Raw genomic sequence first — 14,802 nt, forward strand, 5'->3', positions numbered from 1 at the left:
ATTGACAAATACCGCAATCGAGCGTATATTTGTTTTAAATTCAAACGCATTTTATCACGTTTGAGCATATTTAAAATCTCTATTAACATAAATTTTAAACAAGACGATGACTCAGCATTTCTTACTTTCTAGCAAAGCTCGCACGCTTTCTTCTTACGAGATTGCACAACTCTCGGAAGAAGAAGCGTATGATTTGCTTTGTAAATTAAGATGGGGTGGAAAAGAGTTCATCACTTGTCCTAAATGTGGGGTACAACACAAGCCTTATTATATTTCTACACGTAAACAATGGCGCTGCAAACATTGTACTCACACTTTTAGTGTCACTTCTGGTACTATTTTTGCTAATCGCAAGAAACCGATTAAGGTTTATCTCTATGCTTTAATGGAATGGGTAAATGCCGTCAAAGGCTTATCTTCCCTTCAATTAGCTCGTAATGCAAAACTTAATCCTCGCACAGCATTTGTTTTATCACATAAATTCCGCAAGGCATTACTGGAAAGTCGTGATATGAAACCCCTTTCAGGTGTAGTGGATATGGACGGTACTTATGTTCATCCTGCACCACGTAAAGCAAATAAGAAATCTGACCGCATTGACTATCATTTAAAGGAAAATCATAATCCTGATAAACGTTGTGTAATGGTTGCACGTGAACATTATTCGCCAGAAGAAAAAGCCAGTAATACGTTGCATTGTGGAGCAAAACGCTCTCACATTTTTGTGGCGCATACGGAATCGCAATCGGTAGTGAAAAGTTTTGCCGATAAATTCATTAAACCGAATACGCAAATTAATACTGATGAAAGTACGGCTTATGATGTCTTGTTGCCTTACTATAACTTGAGAACAGTAAACCATAAGGAAGAATATCGCAGCGATTTAGGTGTAACAAACAATCAGGCAGAAAGTTTGTTCAGTTGTTTCAAACGTATGTACTACGGACAAGTTCACCGTATCAGCAACGAATACTTACTTAACTATGCTAATGAAATTGCCTACCGTGAGGATAATCGCCGTACCTCAAATAAAGCGCAGTTTATTGATGTATTAAGCCGATGTTTGAAAACCACTAACGATAACAATGAATGGTGCGGTTATTGGCAACGAAAAATTATTCATCAAGAAGTGATTTGGCAGTAGATATATGGCATACAACCTAGATAAGAAGCTCAAAGAATTTGAGTTTGAACGTAAACAAGTCTTGCATCATCTGGCGTTACTTGATGCGAACATTGCCACATTAAAACGTGCTATTGAGCTTACTCAACAGGAAAGGTAGCCCTTTATAATACGGACAACTTTGTGTACCGTTCCAAATATAAGCTCTTTAAAGGGAAAATTCGTAAATACATCGTACAAATGATGCGAGAAGCACCAGATAAAACCTTTACAATTGCCGAGCTTACGCAGCGCATTTTTGATATTGAACAAAATCCTGATACACCGTCCGAAAAACATCTTGATTCCATCCGCAAACGACTCAACGAGTTCTACCAAAGAGACTGGATTACGAGGACACAAATCAGCCGAAATGAGGTTCACTGGCAATGGAAACAAAAATAGCGGTATTTCTACCGCTAGTTATCCATTTTTACTCAAGAGGTTTTAATCGCCATTCAGAACGCCTGAAAAATCTTCGCTTTAGTGTCCGTTTATGTAATTCAACTTCTTTCCGTTCAATAATTCCTTTCTTATACAGTTCTTTCAATACGCGAGCAACAGCTAATTCATGTTCTCTTTGGGAGAGAGGATAATCTTTGCCAGTGTCTAATTCCAACGCCGCCTCTGTAATAAAGTATAATGTTTTCCAACTATCACTTTGCTTTAATACTCTTGCAACCAACAATTGAAGATTTTGCTTAAACAATCGAGGTTTTATTAGTCTTGAAACATTAAATTGTGTTTTGATTTGCCTTAAATCGAAATTGGGTTCAATGTATATCAAGGTATTCTCAAAACAAAGTATTTTATCCTCTAAATCTGATTTCTGTTGTTTTAACTGCTCAAGTTGATGTTCAAGAATTGCTTTTTCTTTATAGCTACTTTCGATTAATTTGGTAAGTTGAGAAATAAGGTGGGATTCTGCCATAATAAAAATCTCCATTGAGTTAAACTTTCAATGGAGATTCTAGTATTTTCAAGCGGTTAGGTCTTTGTGCAACTGCTACATAATACCGAAAATTTTGTCAAATTCCACCGCTTGTTTTTATTTTAACGCTCAAACAATCGATGTTCCAAGCTGTCTTGTTGTTCGACTAAAATCAGAATAGCCGCATCTCCGCCCCACTCTTTTGGAGCTTGGTGCAAGGCTAACACTTTCGGGTGTTGCACTAACCAGCGTGGAATTTGATCTTTAAGTGTGCGAGTACCAAACCCTGTCATAATGCTTGCGCAATAAACGTATTCACGTTCGCATGCTAAAATTAAAGCGGCTAACTCTTTTTTCGCTTTTTCTTTGGTTAAACCGTGCAGATCTAAGAACAATTCTGGTTGGAAATCACCTCGGCGAAGCTGTTTTAAAATGTAAGGATCGGCATCTTCACGCAAATAGCGAACTTTTTCATTTTCTTCTTTTAGAAGCGGTTCATATTCATCCGAAAAGAAAAATTCGGTATCTTTTTGTTCTTGCATTTCACGCAGTTCATTGATTTTTTTGCGTGGTGGTTGGCTTGGTATAAACGTATCTTGCTTTATTTTTTTTGTGCCTTTAATTGCTTCGCGAAATAGTGCGAAATCATCTGTCTCTGTCATTATTTTCTCCTTGTTTAAGGCTATTTTATCACAATAAAAAAGTTGATACATCCAAGCCAAAAAGGGATAATGCCCGTTATTTTTGAGGGGATAGTATGTATCAACATAATTTAGAACTGCTTGAAGAAATGTCTGCTTCAAGTGCATTACAAGATTTAAAAACCATTCAAGATATGATGCGTTGGGCATATAGCTATTTTAATGCATCCGATCTTTATTACGGACATGGCTATGAGAACGGTTGGCAAGAAGCGCAACAGCTTGTCTTGAGTGCACTTTCACTGCCTGCAGATGTGCCCGAAGCAATGTATGCGTCACGCTTAACCAATGTAGAAAAAACGCATGCGATTGAGCTTATTCAAGCCCGTTTAGGTACGCGTCAGCCCGTTGCTTATTTAACCAATTCTGCCTGGTTCTGTGGTTTGGAATTTTATGTCGATGAGCGTGTGATTGTACCTCGCTCACCCATTGGTGAGTTAATTCGTGACCAATTCTCAGGCTTTATTAACCATAAACCTAAACGTATTTTAGATCTTTGTACTGGCAGCGGTTGCATTGCCATTGCTTGTGCAGAAACCTTCCCTGAGGCTGAGGTTGATGCGGTGGATTTATCGCTTGATGCATTAGATGTGGCTCAGATTAATATTGAACGCTATCAATTATCAGAGCGAGTGTTCCCAATTAGTTCGGATCTGTTTAACGATATTCCGCAAGATAAATACGATCTGATTGTGACAAACCCACCTTATGTGGATCATGAAGATTTAGATGAAATGCCAGAAGAGTTCCATTTTGAACCAGAATTAGCACTTGGTTCGGGCGAAGATGGGCTGGATATTACTAAACGTATTTTAGCTCAAGCTTCTGATTATTTATCAGACGATGGCGTGTTAATTTGTGAAGTCGGCAATAGTATGATTCACTTAATCGCACAATATCCAACCGTGCCATTTAATTGGGTTGAATTTAAACAGGGTGGCTTGGGCGTGTTCAGTCTAACTAAAGCACAGTTGGATGAGAGTCATCATCTATTTAAATAAAAATATAGACATAGTAGACAAAATCGTTGCTAAAAAGCAATTTAAAACCTTATAAAATAAGGATTAAAGTACATTTTTACCAACGATTTGATCATATATACTTTTTTATTATTCCGAACGTATCATCGGAAATCCACCTAAATCCTTCAAGCTATTGACCATTTTGCAAAACAGCTCAGTTGTTTTTTCAGTATCGTATAACGCTGAATGTGCTTGCTTACCATCAAAGCTAATTTGCGCTTCTTTACACGCCTTGACCAAAACAGTTTGCCCATACATAAAGCCTGCAAGGGTTGCGGTGTCGAACATTGCAAATGGATGGAAAGGATCTCGCTTGGCGTTAATACGTTTAACTGCTGCTTGCAAAAAGCCTTGGTCAAAGGCAGCGTTATGTGCCACGATTACTGCCCTCTGGCAACCTTGTTCCTTCATTGCTCGGCGAACCATTTTAAACATTTCAGGAATCGCAATCACTTCTGGCACTGCACCACGCTCTGGGTTATCAATATCAATGCCATTTACCTTAAGTGATTCAGGGTTAATATTCGCCCCTTCAAAAGGTTGAATATGGTAGTGGCATTTTTGATCTTCGACTAAATAACCTTTTTCGTCCATTTTCACTGTGACGGCGGCAAGTTCTAATAGAGCATCGGTTTGTGCATTGAGCCCTGCAGTTTCCACATCAATAATCACAGGCAAATAGCCACGAAAACGGTTCTTAAGCAAATTATAATCAGTTGTTTCTTCCATCACGGGAATTAATTCCCCAACGCATCTTGTGCTTGTTTATTTTCGATAAACTCAATTTTGTAGCCATCTGGATCTTCAGCAAAGGCAATTACGGTTTTACCACCAAGTACTGGGCCTGGCTCACGGGTAATTTTACCGCCTGCAAAACGAATTGCTTCAATGGTTTCGTAAATATTGTCTACGCCTAATGCGATATGACCGTAAGCTGTGCCCAACTCATAATTTTCTACGCCCCAGTTGTAAGTGAGCTCAATCACTGCACTTTCGCTTTCATCCGCATAACCTAAAAACGCAAGCGAATATTTGTATTCCGTATTTTCGCTAGTGCGGAGCAATTTCATCCCTAACACTTCTGTATAGAATTTGATTGAACGCTCTAAATTACCCACACGTAGCATAGTATGTAAAATTCTCATCATAATTAACCGCCTTAAACATTAAAAAAGTTGGCGTATTATGGCATAATTCCGCCACAAAATCATTTTTAAAATTAAATTACACTATGTCTCATGATCACAACGCTCAAAAAAAATATGAAATTGCAATACACGCATTAGTCCCGCTGGTAACAATGCTTTTTGTACAAATGTTGCTAAATTACACCACAGCTCCTGCCAATATGATTTTTATCTCACCTTATTTATTAGCATTTTTGGTAGCTGTTGTTATCAGTATTTTTGTGCTTTGGAAAGGGCAAATCTGCCCAGGACAAGCAAGTCGATTACTCTTTGTCTTTAAATTTTTCCTCATTTTTGCAGTGGGAAATCTTGCCTATTCGCTTGCCTTCACGCCCAAACACATCCCAATGGCAATGGTGGCGATTGCCGCTATTCTCATTTCGTTAATTTATTGGAATGTCAGCAATACCGAACGTTTAACCAATGCAGTCGCTTACGGTTGTTTTGCCATTTGTGGCTTGGCGATTGTGCAATATTTAGCAATTTATTGGGTGGAAATTCCCTCGCTTTTCAACGGCATTCGTGCCAATAATTTTGCTCAATTATTGCTGGGCATTTTATTAGCGGGTTGGTATTTAATGCTTGCCAAAAGCCGTTTAGACGGTTTCTTTAAGTTACTCGTGCAGCTTGCCCTGCTTATGCTCATTTTGAACTATGTTTGGGTTGCTTTTGTGCTTTATCAACAGCTTCAAATGATGCCTGAAATATCGCTTGTGCCTTATCTTATCCACTTCTGCATTCAGTTTGTGATTTTTGCAATTTTAGCTTGGTTACTACTTGGTAAAGGCGATAAGCAGATCAAAAATCCGCTTGGCTGGTCAGTTGCACTTGCCTTGGCGATGTTGTATCCCTTCACCAATATTTAACCGCTTGTAACAATGTTAAGACGCCTAGCAATTGGTTTGATGGCAATGATGGCTCTGCTTGTGGTGAGTGGAGCACTTTTCATTTCTAGCCCTGCTTTTTTCCACACCTTGAATCATTTTATGCCTGAAGGTTGGACAATTCAGCGCCTCGAACGAAATTTTTCACAGGAAAACCAATCAGTGCTGTTGCCCGCTTTTTCGGTGAATTTTCAAACTTGCTCGGTGGTAGAGATTGCCCCGATTCAATTCCATTGGCAATCACCTAAAATGGTTTCAAGCGAAAAAGTCACGCTAGACTATCAATGCTTGCTGGATTTACCCTCTTCAGAAAGTCAAACTCGCGAATTTTCGCTTACCCCGATTTTGGCGTTAGTGCCGGAGATGATGCTAGAAGTGAAGCAAGTTACGTGGAAAAATCTCCCCGAAACACTTTCGCCTAGAATTAAACAATTGCTTACTGAACCCGCTCAACTTAAAGCAAGCTATTTGAACGGCACGTTATCTACCGAAATCAATCAGCAAGCGGTCAAATTTGAAGGAAAACTTGCCGATCTTGTTTTTACAGGCAACCTGTTTTACCAGCCGAGTGAAACAGAAAAACACAATCTCTTTTTTACCACACAATTTAATAAAAATTTACTTGATTTACCTAGCAAGTTTGAAGGCGATTATCACTGGGCTTATCCATCGAATTTCGTTGAAGATCCAATTTTGAGAGAAGGCAGCGCTCTATTAAATTGGTCACCCAACGAAGAAAATGCCTTGGTTGGCACAGCACAAGTCAGCTTTGAAAAAGAACCCAAAAACACCCTTAACTTGCCGTTTAAATTCGATTTTAAATCGCTTTACGTTTATCAAGGGAAATTTAACTGGGAATGGTTACCCGATTTTCCGATTAACGGATCAACTACCGCCACTTTTACGCCCAAATCGATTATGCAAGGCGAGATTTTCCCGCTTGAAACCGAATTTCGTTTAAACCTGTTCTCACACGATAAAAATACGCTTAGCCTTGCAACGACGAAAGGCATTATCAAAGATAAAGAAACTTTTGAATTACCGCTCACGCTATCTGGCAATGTAAAATATAACAGTTTTATTCTTACTAGCCTTTCAACCATTTATGCAAATGAAAATGGAATGAAATTCTCGCCTAAGTCAGTCTTTAATATCATTAGCGGTAAAGAGCGTTTTATTACCATTAACGAACTTAAAATTCCACTTGGCGATATTGAGTTTAACCGCTACGGCGTGACTGGGCGTTTTCAGGCCAATTTCAAAGGCGAAACGCCTGATTTTCGTAATATTGAACTGAATTTAGACGGTTCGGCGAAAAATTTTAAAATGGGCTTTTTAGACTATTTTGATGATTTCAACGGCAAACAAAATGAGCAAGATCTCTGGCAATGGCAGCTCAATGGCAAAGCTCATTTGAACGCATTAAACAGTCAAATTGACTTGCAAGGTCGCGGGCAGTGGCATGCAGATTTGGTGCAGATTGATCAGTTAGATGGTCTATTGGCGGATGTCAAAAAACCTGCAATGGTACTAGAAAAAACACAACTTTCGTTAAATAAACCGATCAAATTTAACACTGAAAAATGGACATTAGACGGAGAAGCTAAACTTAAAAGCCCCGCATTGCGTTTTGATTATGGTGGAAACCTCACCAACACGGAGGCAATGTTAAATATTAATGGCGAAATTGAAAATCTCAATTTTAACGGCAAGTTACAAGCGGGCAAAATTGGACCAATTTTTGTTAATGGGCATCGAGAGCTAACTGAACAGACACAAAGCAGTCTTTTCCACGGCAAACTGACTTGGAAAGCACAGCCCGCTGATGTATTTCAGCCACTCATTCCAGAGCGTACGGATTGGATTATCAAAAATGGGACAGTGTCTGGCAATACGGTGTTTAGCACAAAACCAACAGGCGGCATCAATGCAAGCGGTCAAATTTCGATAAAAAATGGCGGCATTTCGATGCCGAAAGGCGAGATTAACGGCATTGAGTTTACCTTGCCTTATCAGCTTAACGATACGCAGCTAAAATTTGGGCGGAACAAACCAATTGCAGTCAATATTGATGAAGTGAATGTTGGCTTGCCAATTCGTAATATTCGCGTGAATATATCTGGCTATTATCCTTACAGCCGAAATAAACCGCTCAATTTAAATAAGCTCACAATGAATTTGTTAGATGGCGAATTAAAAGTGGAATCTTTTTCTCTACCACAGCTCAAACCTGCATATTTAGAGTTAGCACATATTCGTTTTGAGTCTATTTTAGAGGTAGCACAATACCAACAGATTGATTTACGCGGACGGGCAAATGCTCGCTTGCCTTTCTGGTTAAATGGTACGCCTTGCTATGTTTGTGATGGCGAATTTTGGCAAGAATCGCCTTCAACGCTTAAAATCTCCAAAGAGATTATGAATGCCATTGCAAAAAGTAGCGGATATTCCGAGCAGATTTTGGTCTATTTATTAAATGATACAACCATTAACAAACTCAAAAGTCGCCTTCATTTAACAAAATCGGGCGATTTAATACTTAATTCCCAACTTAAAATGAAGTTAAATCAACAAGAAAATGCCCGCGTAAATTTTAATTACAACCATAAAGAAAACCTGTTCCAGCTATGGCATTTGATCAATACAGGCGCTTATGTGGAACAAGATATTGAAAATCGTCTTTATCAGAAGTTAGATAATCAAAAATTGGATAACCTAAAATGAGAATATTTGCCCTAATTGCATTTGCAAGCATTCCGCTTTTTCTAACCGCTTGCACCCCAAAAATTCAACTGGAAACCCCCAAAGAGGGGATTACCATCAATATGAATGTAGTGGTAGATCATAAAATTGAAGTGAAGATGGATGAGAGAGCGAAGGCTGTGATTAGTACAGTTGAGAGTGAGGAGAGTAAATAAATTAGCCTAAATTGCTATCAATGTTTCAAAAAAGAGTGCTTAAAGCCTTATAGAGCAAGGCTTTAAGCACATTTTTACCAACTATTTTTCCTATATACCATATTCTTAGAACCAGAACAAATACCCGATAGTCCCAATCACAAACACGCAGATGATATTAAGCCAGAAACCTGCTTTGACCATCTCGGTTTGTTTTATCATTCCCGTACCGAATACGATGGCATTTGGTGGCGTTGCAACAGGTAGCATAAAGGCACAAGATGCACCTAACCCGATAATCAATGCCAAACCAAGTGATTGAATATTCAAGGCTTCTGCAATGGAGATGAAAATCGGCACAAGTAATGCTGCACTTGCAGTGTTTGAGGTAAATTCAGTCAAGAAGATGATGAAGGTTGCCACAATTAAGCCGATGATGTAGTAATGACCGCCTTCAATAAAGGCTACAATGCCATCTGCCATAATTTTGCTTGCACCAGTATGCCCTAAAATCGCACTTAAGGTTAAGCCACCTCCAAAGAGGAATAGCACACCCCATTCTGTACCTTCTTGAATTTGTTTCCACGTTGCTATGCGAGTAATACAAATAACCGCCGTGGCAATTAAAGCAATAATGGTATCGAAACTTGCAATTTTGCCTTGTAATCCAAGTAAACTTGAAAGCGCTGGATTAATTTTTGAGCTAAAAATCCAACCAATTGCTGTCAATGCGAAGATAATTAAGGTTAAGATGCGAGTTGGCGTTAGCTCAATTTTCTCGAAAGATTGCTCAAATTTAACATCGAAATGAGGGCGAAAAACCACATAAAGCACGCCGATCATCAATGGCATTAAAATTAGCATAATTGGCAAACCATATTTCATCCATTCTGCAAATGAGACACCTAATTGCGTTGCCACAATCCCGTTTGGTGGACTCCCCACAAGTGTACCCATACCACCGATACTGGCACTATAAGCGATACCAAGTAACACGAAAACGTAAGTGTTGTGATCGCGTTTTGGGTCGAGTTTGCTTAAAATCCCCATCGCAAGCGGTAACATCATCGCCGCAGTTGCGGTGTTACTCATCCACATTGAAAGGAATGCGGTCACAGAGAAGAGGTAAATCGCAGCCACAGAAAGTTTACCGTGCGACATTGCCATAATTTTATTAGCAATCAAGCGGTCTAAATTTTGAATATGAAGTGCGGTTGCTAATGCAAAGCCTCCAAAAAATAAGAAAATAGTCGGATCCGCAAAAGCAGCTAATGCTTCTTTAGATTTCACCAAACCAAGTAAAATACCTAGAATAGGTACAAGTAGTGCTGTCACTGTTACGTGCAATGCTTCAGTGAGCCATAAAATTGCGATAAACACGAGTAATGCCAAACTTTTATTGGCTTCAGGTGTAAAAGGCAAGGTATTCAAAAGAATAAAAAAGAGCACGACATCGGCAATAAAAATCAGATTATTACGAGTGTTTGCTTTTTTAATTGAGATTAAATCAGTATTCATAAAGTCCCCCACAGCTAAATAGCTAAAAGATGACTTAAATATACACAAATTGAGGTAGAAAAAAACAAAAATGTAATAAAATTGTGAAGCTCATCACAAAATTATTACATTTTAGATCAAAGTGGGCGAGAAGTTTATTTTAGACGCTCAAAACCTTTTTCAAGATCAGCAATTAAATCTTCAACTGCTTCTAAACCGACATGAATACGAATCAATGTGCCAGTTAATTTACGTTCAATACCTGGACGAATACGTGCGATTTCCGCTGGTTGATTAGCTAAAATCAGTGATTCAAATCCCCCCCATGAATATGCCATCGTAAAGAGCTCAAAATGATCTAAGAAATTCGCTAATTGCTCATCACTCAATTTTTCGCAAAGTTCAAACGAAAATAGACCGCTTGCACCACTGAAATCTCGTTTGAAAAATTCGTGTCCAGGGCAGCTTGGTAACGCAGGATGGAACACTGATTTTACTTCTGGGCGTTTAGCTAACCACTCTGCAATTTGAAGCGAACGTTCACCATGTTCTTTTAAGCGAATTCCCAATGTACGCAAACCACGAGCCGTCATATAAGCCGAATCCGCATCCACCATTTGCCCCATTAAATAAGAGCGTTCGCGAAGTTGATCCCAGCAACGAGCATTAGAAACCGCCGTACCAATCATTACATCAGAGTGCCCAACCAAATATTTGGTACCTGCTTGAATAGAAATATCGATCCCGTGTGAAAGTGCAGGGAACAGCACACCACCACCCCAAGTGTTATCAATCATAATCACGATTTCAGGATTCACTTCACGAGCTACACGCACTAGCGTTGGCACATCAGGCACTTCCATCGTAAGCGAGCTAGGGCTTTCTAAGAAAAGCACTTTTGTGTTTGGTTGAATAAGCTCACGAATGCCTTCGCCAATCATCGGATCGTAATAGATGCTCGACACGCCCATGTTTTTCAAAATTACATTACAGAAGTCTTGGGTTGGCTCGTATGCTGCGCCCGTCATCAATACGTGATCGCCTTGTGCCACAAAAGCTAAAATCGCATTGGTTACAGCAGCCGCACCACAAGGATAGAGATAGCAACCTGCACCGCCTTCAAGCTCACACATTGCATCTTGGAGGGCAAAATGAGTCAGCGTGCCACGACGACCATAAAATAGCTCACCTTTGTAGCGGTTTTTGGTCGCATGTTTTTTATCCGCAACGGTTGGAAAAACAAGTGATGAAGCACGTTGAACGACAGCATTTACCGAACCATGGGTATAGCGAGATTTTCGCCCTGCGTGAACAAGCTTGGTTTCTAAGTTTGAGAATGAAGTGTCTGACATATAATTTCCTAATCTATTGTTTTTAAAAAGGAAAACGGTAAATCTTCGCAAAACTTTTGCAAAAATCTACCGCTTGCAATTATCTGAAAACGGAACGATATTGAGGTCTGCTTTTCTTAAATTGGCTAATCAGCACCAAAACAAAGGAGAGCGTGAAACAACCAAAGGCAAGAATTAGCCATTGTGGCATTCCCCAACCGAGCATTTCCCATTGGCTTTGACTACAATTTACCGGACCTGGTGCAAAGATTTGTGGAAACCATTGGTCAAACGGCATTGTTTGTGGGAAGTCAGGTTTAAATTCGCATTGATTCCAAGGAGAAGGATTGAGCTGATAATCAGTGTGGCGAATGGCTAGTAATAAGCCTTTAATGGCACTATAACCCCACAGAAGAATTGCAAAATATCGGGTGAGTTTAAGACGAGGTGAAATAGCTCCAATAATGCCAGAAAGCAATAAGCCACTAATCGCTAAGCGTTCATAAACGCACATCACACAAGGTTGCAAGCCCATTACATATTGGAAATAGAGCCCTGTTGATTCAAGAAGTAAAGCGATGATTGCTAATAAAATCCACGCGGTTCGGTTAAGGGAAAGTTCTTTAAAATAGGTGAGCATAATCGCCTCTCTGTGAGTGAATTTGAAGCATTGTAACAATTGCGGGGGGTAAAATAAAGGTGTATCTAGCGATACGCCCAATGTAATTTATTGATTTATTATCGGTTAATAATCCAACCCCATTGCAACATTAAATCAGTCATTTCAGGTAGTAAAAATTCAAGTGATAAGAACCCTACCACAGAAAGGACAATGGTGTATGGCAACGCCATCCAAACCATTCTGCCGTATGAGAGACGAATAAGCGGTGCAAAGGCTGAGGTTAAAAGGAATAAGAATGCTGCTTGACCATTTGGTGTTGCAACCGATGGTAAGTTTGTCCCTGTATTGATTGCCACTGCAATCATATCGAATTGTTCGCGATCAATGATACCAGAAGTTAAGGCGTGTTTTGCTTCGTTGATGTAGACTGTACCTACGAATACATTGTCTGAAATCATTGAAAGTAAGCCGTTAAAAATGTAGAACAATGAGAGCTGTGAATGCGGTTCAGCGGATAATACAAAGTGGATGATTGGCTCGAACAATTTCAAGTCAATAATCACTGCAACAACCGAGAAGAACACAATTAACAAGGCACAGAATGGCATTGACTCTTGGAAAGAACGACCAAGTGAATGTTCATCAGTTACACCACAAAATGCGGTGGTGAGGATAATCACGGTTAAACCAATAATACCCACATCTGCAAGATGTAAAGCTAAGCCACAAATAAGCCACATGCCTGCAACCGCTTGGATTGCCATTTTAAAACGGTCTTGTTTAGTCATGCGTTTTTCTTTGGTTTGATTATAGCGAGCAAGGATTACCCATACACGAAGAGGTAATTTTGCTCCATAACCGAAGAGTTTAAAACGTTCAACAACTAAACAAGTGAAGATACCTACAATCAATACTGGAATGCTAACAGGGCCTACTCGAAGTAAAAATTCCACAAACGACCACTCCGCTTGCCCTGCAATAATTAAGTTTTGCGGCTCGCCAACCATTGTCATTACGCCGCCTAATGCAGAACCAACGCCTGCGTGCATCAATAAACTACGTAAGAATGCTCGGAATTCTTCTAAAATATATTTGTGATTGGTGATTTTATCGTCATTGCTCACATCCAATTGCTCTTCAATTGAGGTATTGCCTGAAGCCACTTGGTGATAAACTGAATAGAAGCCCGTGCCCACGCTCATAATCACGGCAATAACAGTTAAGGCATCAAGGAAAGCAGAAAGGAAAGCTGCGCTTAAGCAGAAAGTTAAGGCAAGAACCTTTTTAGATCGGATGGAAAGAAGCAGTTTCGTGAAGACATAAAGCAGGAGCTGTTTCATAAAGTAGATCCCTGCCACCATAAACATCAATAGCAAAATCACATCAAAGTTCGCCATGACTTCTTCTTTTATATGGTGTGGATTTGTCATGCCTATCACAACCGCTTCAATCGCCAGCAAACCACCTGGTTGAAGTGGGTAACATTTCAATGCCATCGCAAGTGTGAAAATAAATTCAGCCACTAACAACCAGCCTGCAACAAAAGGCGAAACGAAGAAATAAATAACCGGGTTAATGATAAGAAAACTGACGATTGCCAGTTTATACCAGTTTGGACTTTTTCCTAAAAAAGTTTTGAAAAAGACATTTGCTCCTTTCATAAGGAACTCCCTGTAAGACTAAGAAAGATAAAGATAAAAAAGATGAGTAGTTTGCAATATAATAGAAATTAAGCGACAATACAATTCGATTTCGCTGGTTATTTATTCAACTTTTTATAAAATTTTGATAATAATTAAAAAATCGATAAATTTTTATTTTATTTTGCCGATTGGAGGCATTTTGGATAACACTTCTCTTTTAACCTCTCAAAGCCCTGCCGCTTTAGCAGAAGAATATATAGTCAAAAGTATTTGGAATCATCACTTCCCAGCAGGTTCAGATCTCCCTGCTGAACGTGAGCTTGCTGAACACATTGGTGTAACGCGAACAACCTTGCGTGAAGTATTACAACGCCTAGCCCGAGATGGCTGGCTACAAATTCAGCATGGAAAAGCAACCCGTGTCAATAATATTTGGGAAACGGGTGGACCAAACATTATCAAAACAATTATAAAATTAGACCGCTCATATCTACCTGTTATTATTTCAAATGTGGTTTCACTGCGTACTCGAATGGTTGAATATTACGTACGTGAAGCAGTAAAAATTAATGCTACAGCATCGGCTGAACTATTTTCTAACCTAGAAAGCTTAGAAAATACCGCCTTAGCTTATGCTACCTTTGACTACAACTTATTCCGCCAATTTACCTTTATTGCAAATAAACCCGTTTACGGTTTAATTCTTAACAGCTTTAAAGAGATGTACATTCAAGTTGCCAGTCTCTTTTTCCGTGAAGAAATTGCTCGCCAAGGCACGCTTAACTTCTATCAAACCTTAAAAATGCTCTGCGAACAAGGTAATGATGAAGCCGTACAGCAATGCATTGCGAAAAATCGCCAACAAAGTGGTATATATTGGACTAAAATTCTACAAAATTTACCTGAAGATTTTGGAGAATAGGAG

At 39.3% G+C, this 14,802-nt stretch carries 14 protein-coding genes and 1 pseudogene; 7 read left to right on the plus strand and 8 right to left on the minus strand.

Features of this window, described 5'->3' with window-relative positions; genetic code table 11:
* Positions 1 to 106 precede the first annotated feature (106 nt).
* Together DPV92_RS01820 and DPV92_RS09990 are read left to right on the plus strand one after the other, a co-directional pair.
* On the plus strand, positions 107 to 1,144 hold the full coding sequence (locus DPV92_RS01820; protein ID WP_111353395.1) for an IS1595 family transposase: 1,038 nt from the start codon (positions 107 to 109) through the stop codon (positions 1,142 to 1,144).
* 4 nt (positions 1,145 to 1,148) lie between these two features.
* A pseudogene (locus DPV92_RS09990) lies at positions 1,149 to 1,567 on the plus strand (hypothetical protein).
* 28 nt (positions 1,568 to 1,595) lie between these two features.
* Here the strand turns inward: DPV92_RS09990 and DPV92_RS01830 are convergent.
* Positions 1,596 to 2,093, minus strand: a complete 498-nt coding sequence (locus DPV92_RS01830) for a hypothetical protein (protein ID WP_111353396.1) — start codon at positions 2,091 to 2,093, stop codon at positions 1,596 to 1,598.
* Positions 2,094 to 2,215: 122 nt separating this feature from the next.
* Positions 2,216 to 2,755 carry an endonuclease SmrB gene (gene smrB, locus DPV92_RS01835; RefSeq protein ID WP_111353397.1) on the minus strand — a complete coding sequence of 180 codons (540 nt, stop codon included), beginning with the start codon at positions 2,753 to 2,755 and terminating at the stop codon, positions 2,216 to 2,218.
* A gap of 95 nt (positions 2,756 to 2,850) precedes the next feature.
* On the opposite strand from smrB, the gene prmB reads away from it, so the two are divergent.
* Positions 2,851 to 3,795: a 50S ribosomal protein L3 N(5)-glutamine methyltransferase gene (gene prmB / locus DPV92_RS01840; RefSeq protein ID WP_111353398.1), complete on the plus strand. Its 945-nt coding sequence runs from the start codon at positions 2,851 to 2,853 to the stop codon at positions 3,793 to 3,795.
* A 108-nt stretch (positions 3,796 to 3,903) separates the two neighbouring features.
* Here prmB and rnt read toward each other — a convergent pair whose 3' ends face one another.
* Positions 3,904 to 4,548 (minus strand): ribonuclease T, encoded by a 645-nt coding sequence (rnt, locus tag DPV92_RS01845; RefSeq protein WP_111353399.1) that lies wholly within the window; start codon positions 4,546 to 4,548, stop codon positions 3,904 to 3,906.
* Between the two features lie 5 nt (positions 4,549 to 4,553).
* The gene (gloA, locus tag DPV92_RS01850; RefSeq protein WP_111353579.1) at positions 4,554 to 4,961 is read right to left on the minus strand and encodes a lactoylglutathione lyase; all 408 of its coding nucleotides are present in this window, start codon (positions 4,959 to 4,961) and stop codon (positions 4,554 to 4,556) included.
* 86 nt (positions 4,962 to 5,047) lie between these two features.
* On the opposite strand from gloA, the gene DPV92_RS01855 reads away from it, so the two are divergent.
* The 3 genes from DPV92_RS01855 to DPV92_RS01865 are packed head-to-tail and all read left to right on the plus strand — an operon-like array spanning position 5,048 to position 8,805.
* A complete protein-coding gene (locus tag DPV92_RS01855; protein WP_111353400.1) occupies positions 5,048 to 5,869 on the plus strand; it encodes a hypothetical protein in 822 nt (273 codons plus the stop codon).
* 12 nt (positions 5,870 to 5,881) lie between these two features.
* Complete coding sequence (locus DPV92_RS01860; RefSeq protein WP_111353401.1) at positions 5,882 to 8,611, plus strand: intermembrane phospholipid transport protein YdbH family protein; 2,730 nt, start codon at positions 5,882 to 5,884, stop codon at positions 8,609 to 8,611.
* Positions 8,608 to 8,805 (plus strand): YnbE family lipoprotein, encoded by a 198-nt coding sequence (locus tag DPV92_RS01865; RefSeq protein WP_111353402.1) that lies wholly within the window; start codon positions 8,608 to 8,610, stop codon positions 8,803 to 8,805. The genes DPV92_RS01860 and DPV92_RS01865 overlap by 4 nt, the downstream gene beginning before the upstream one ends.
* Positions 8,806 to 8,910: 105 nt before the next feature.
* Here the strand turns inward: DPV92_RS01865 and DPV92_RS01870 are convergent, their stop codons facing one another.
* The 4 genes from DPV92_RS01870 to nhaB all read right to left on the minus strand — a co-directional run bounded on the left by DPV92_RS01870 (position 8,911) and on the right by nhaB (position 13,895).
* Entirely contained in the window at positions 8,911 to 10,302 is a 1,392-nt protein-coding gene (locus DPV92_RS01870; RefSeq protein WP_111353403.1) for a DASS family sodium-coupled anion symporter, read from the minus strand.
* Positions 10,303 to 10,436: 134 nt separating this feature from the next.
* The gene (gene metC, locus DPV92_RS01875; RefSeq protein WP_111353404.1) at positions 10,437 to 11,633 is read right to left on the minus strand and encodes a cystathionine beta-lyase; all 1,197 of its coding nucleotides are present in this window, start codon (positions 11,631 to 11,633) and stop codon (positions 10,437 to 10,439) included.
* A gap of 79 nt (positions 11,634 to 11,712) precedes the next feature.
* Positions 11,713 to 12,252 carry a disulfide bond formation protein DsbB gene (gene dsbB, locus DPV92_RS01880; RefSeq protein ID WP_111353405.1) on the minus strand — a complete coding sequence of 180 codons (540 nt, stop codon included), beginning with the start codon at positions 12,250 to 12,252 and terminating at the stop codon, positions 11,713 to 11,715.
* Between the two features lie 98 nt (positions 12,253 to 12,350).
* Positions 12,351 to 13,895: a sodium/proton antiporter NhaB gene (gene nhaB, locus DPV92_RS01885; RefSeq protein WP_111353406.1), complete on the minus strand. Its 1,545-nt coding sequence runs from the start codon at positions 13,893 to 13,895 to the stop codon at positions 12,351 to 12,353.
* Positions 13,896 to 14,076: 181 nt separating this feature from the next.
* Between nhaB and fadR the strand changes: the two genes are divergently transcribed.
* Positions 14,077 to 14,799, plus strand: coding sequence for a fatty acid metabolism transcriptional regulator FadR (fadR, locus tag DPV92_RS01890; RefSeq protein ID WP_111353407.1), 723 nt, complete (start codon positions 14,077 to 14,079; stop codon positions 14,797 to 14,799).
* The last annotated feature ends 3 nt before the right edge of the window (positions 14,800 to 14,802 follow it).

It is taken from the genome of Pseudohaemophilus paraphrohaemolyticus, assembly GCF_003253115.1.
In the GTDB taxonomy this organism is placed as follows: Bacteria; Pseudomonadota; Gammaproteobacteria; order Enterobacterales; family Pasteurellaceae; genus Haemophilus_A; species Haemophilus_A paraphrohaemolyticus_A.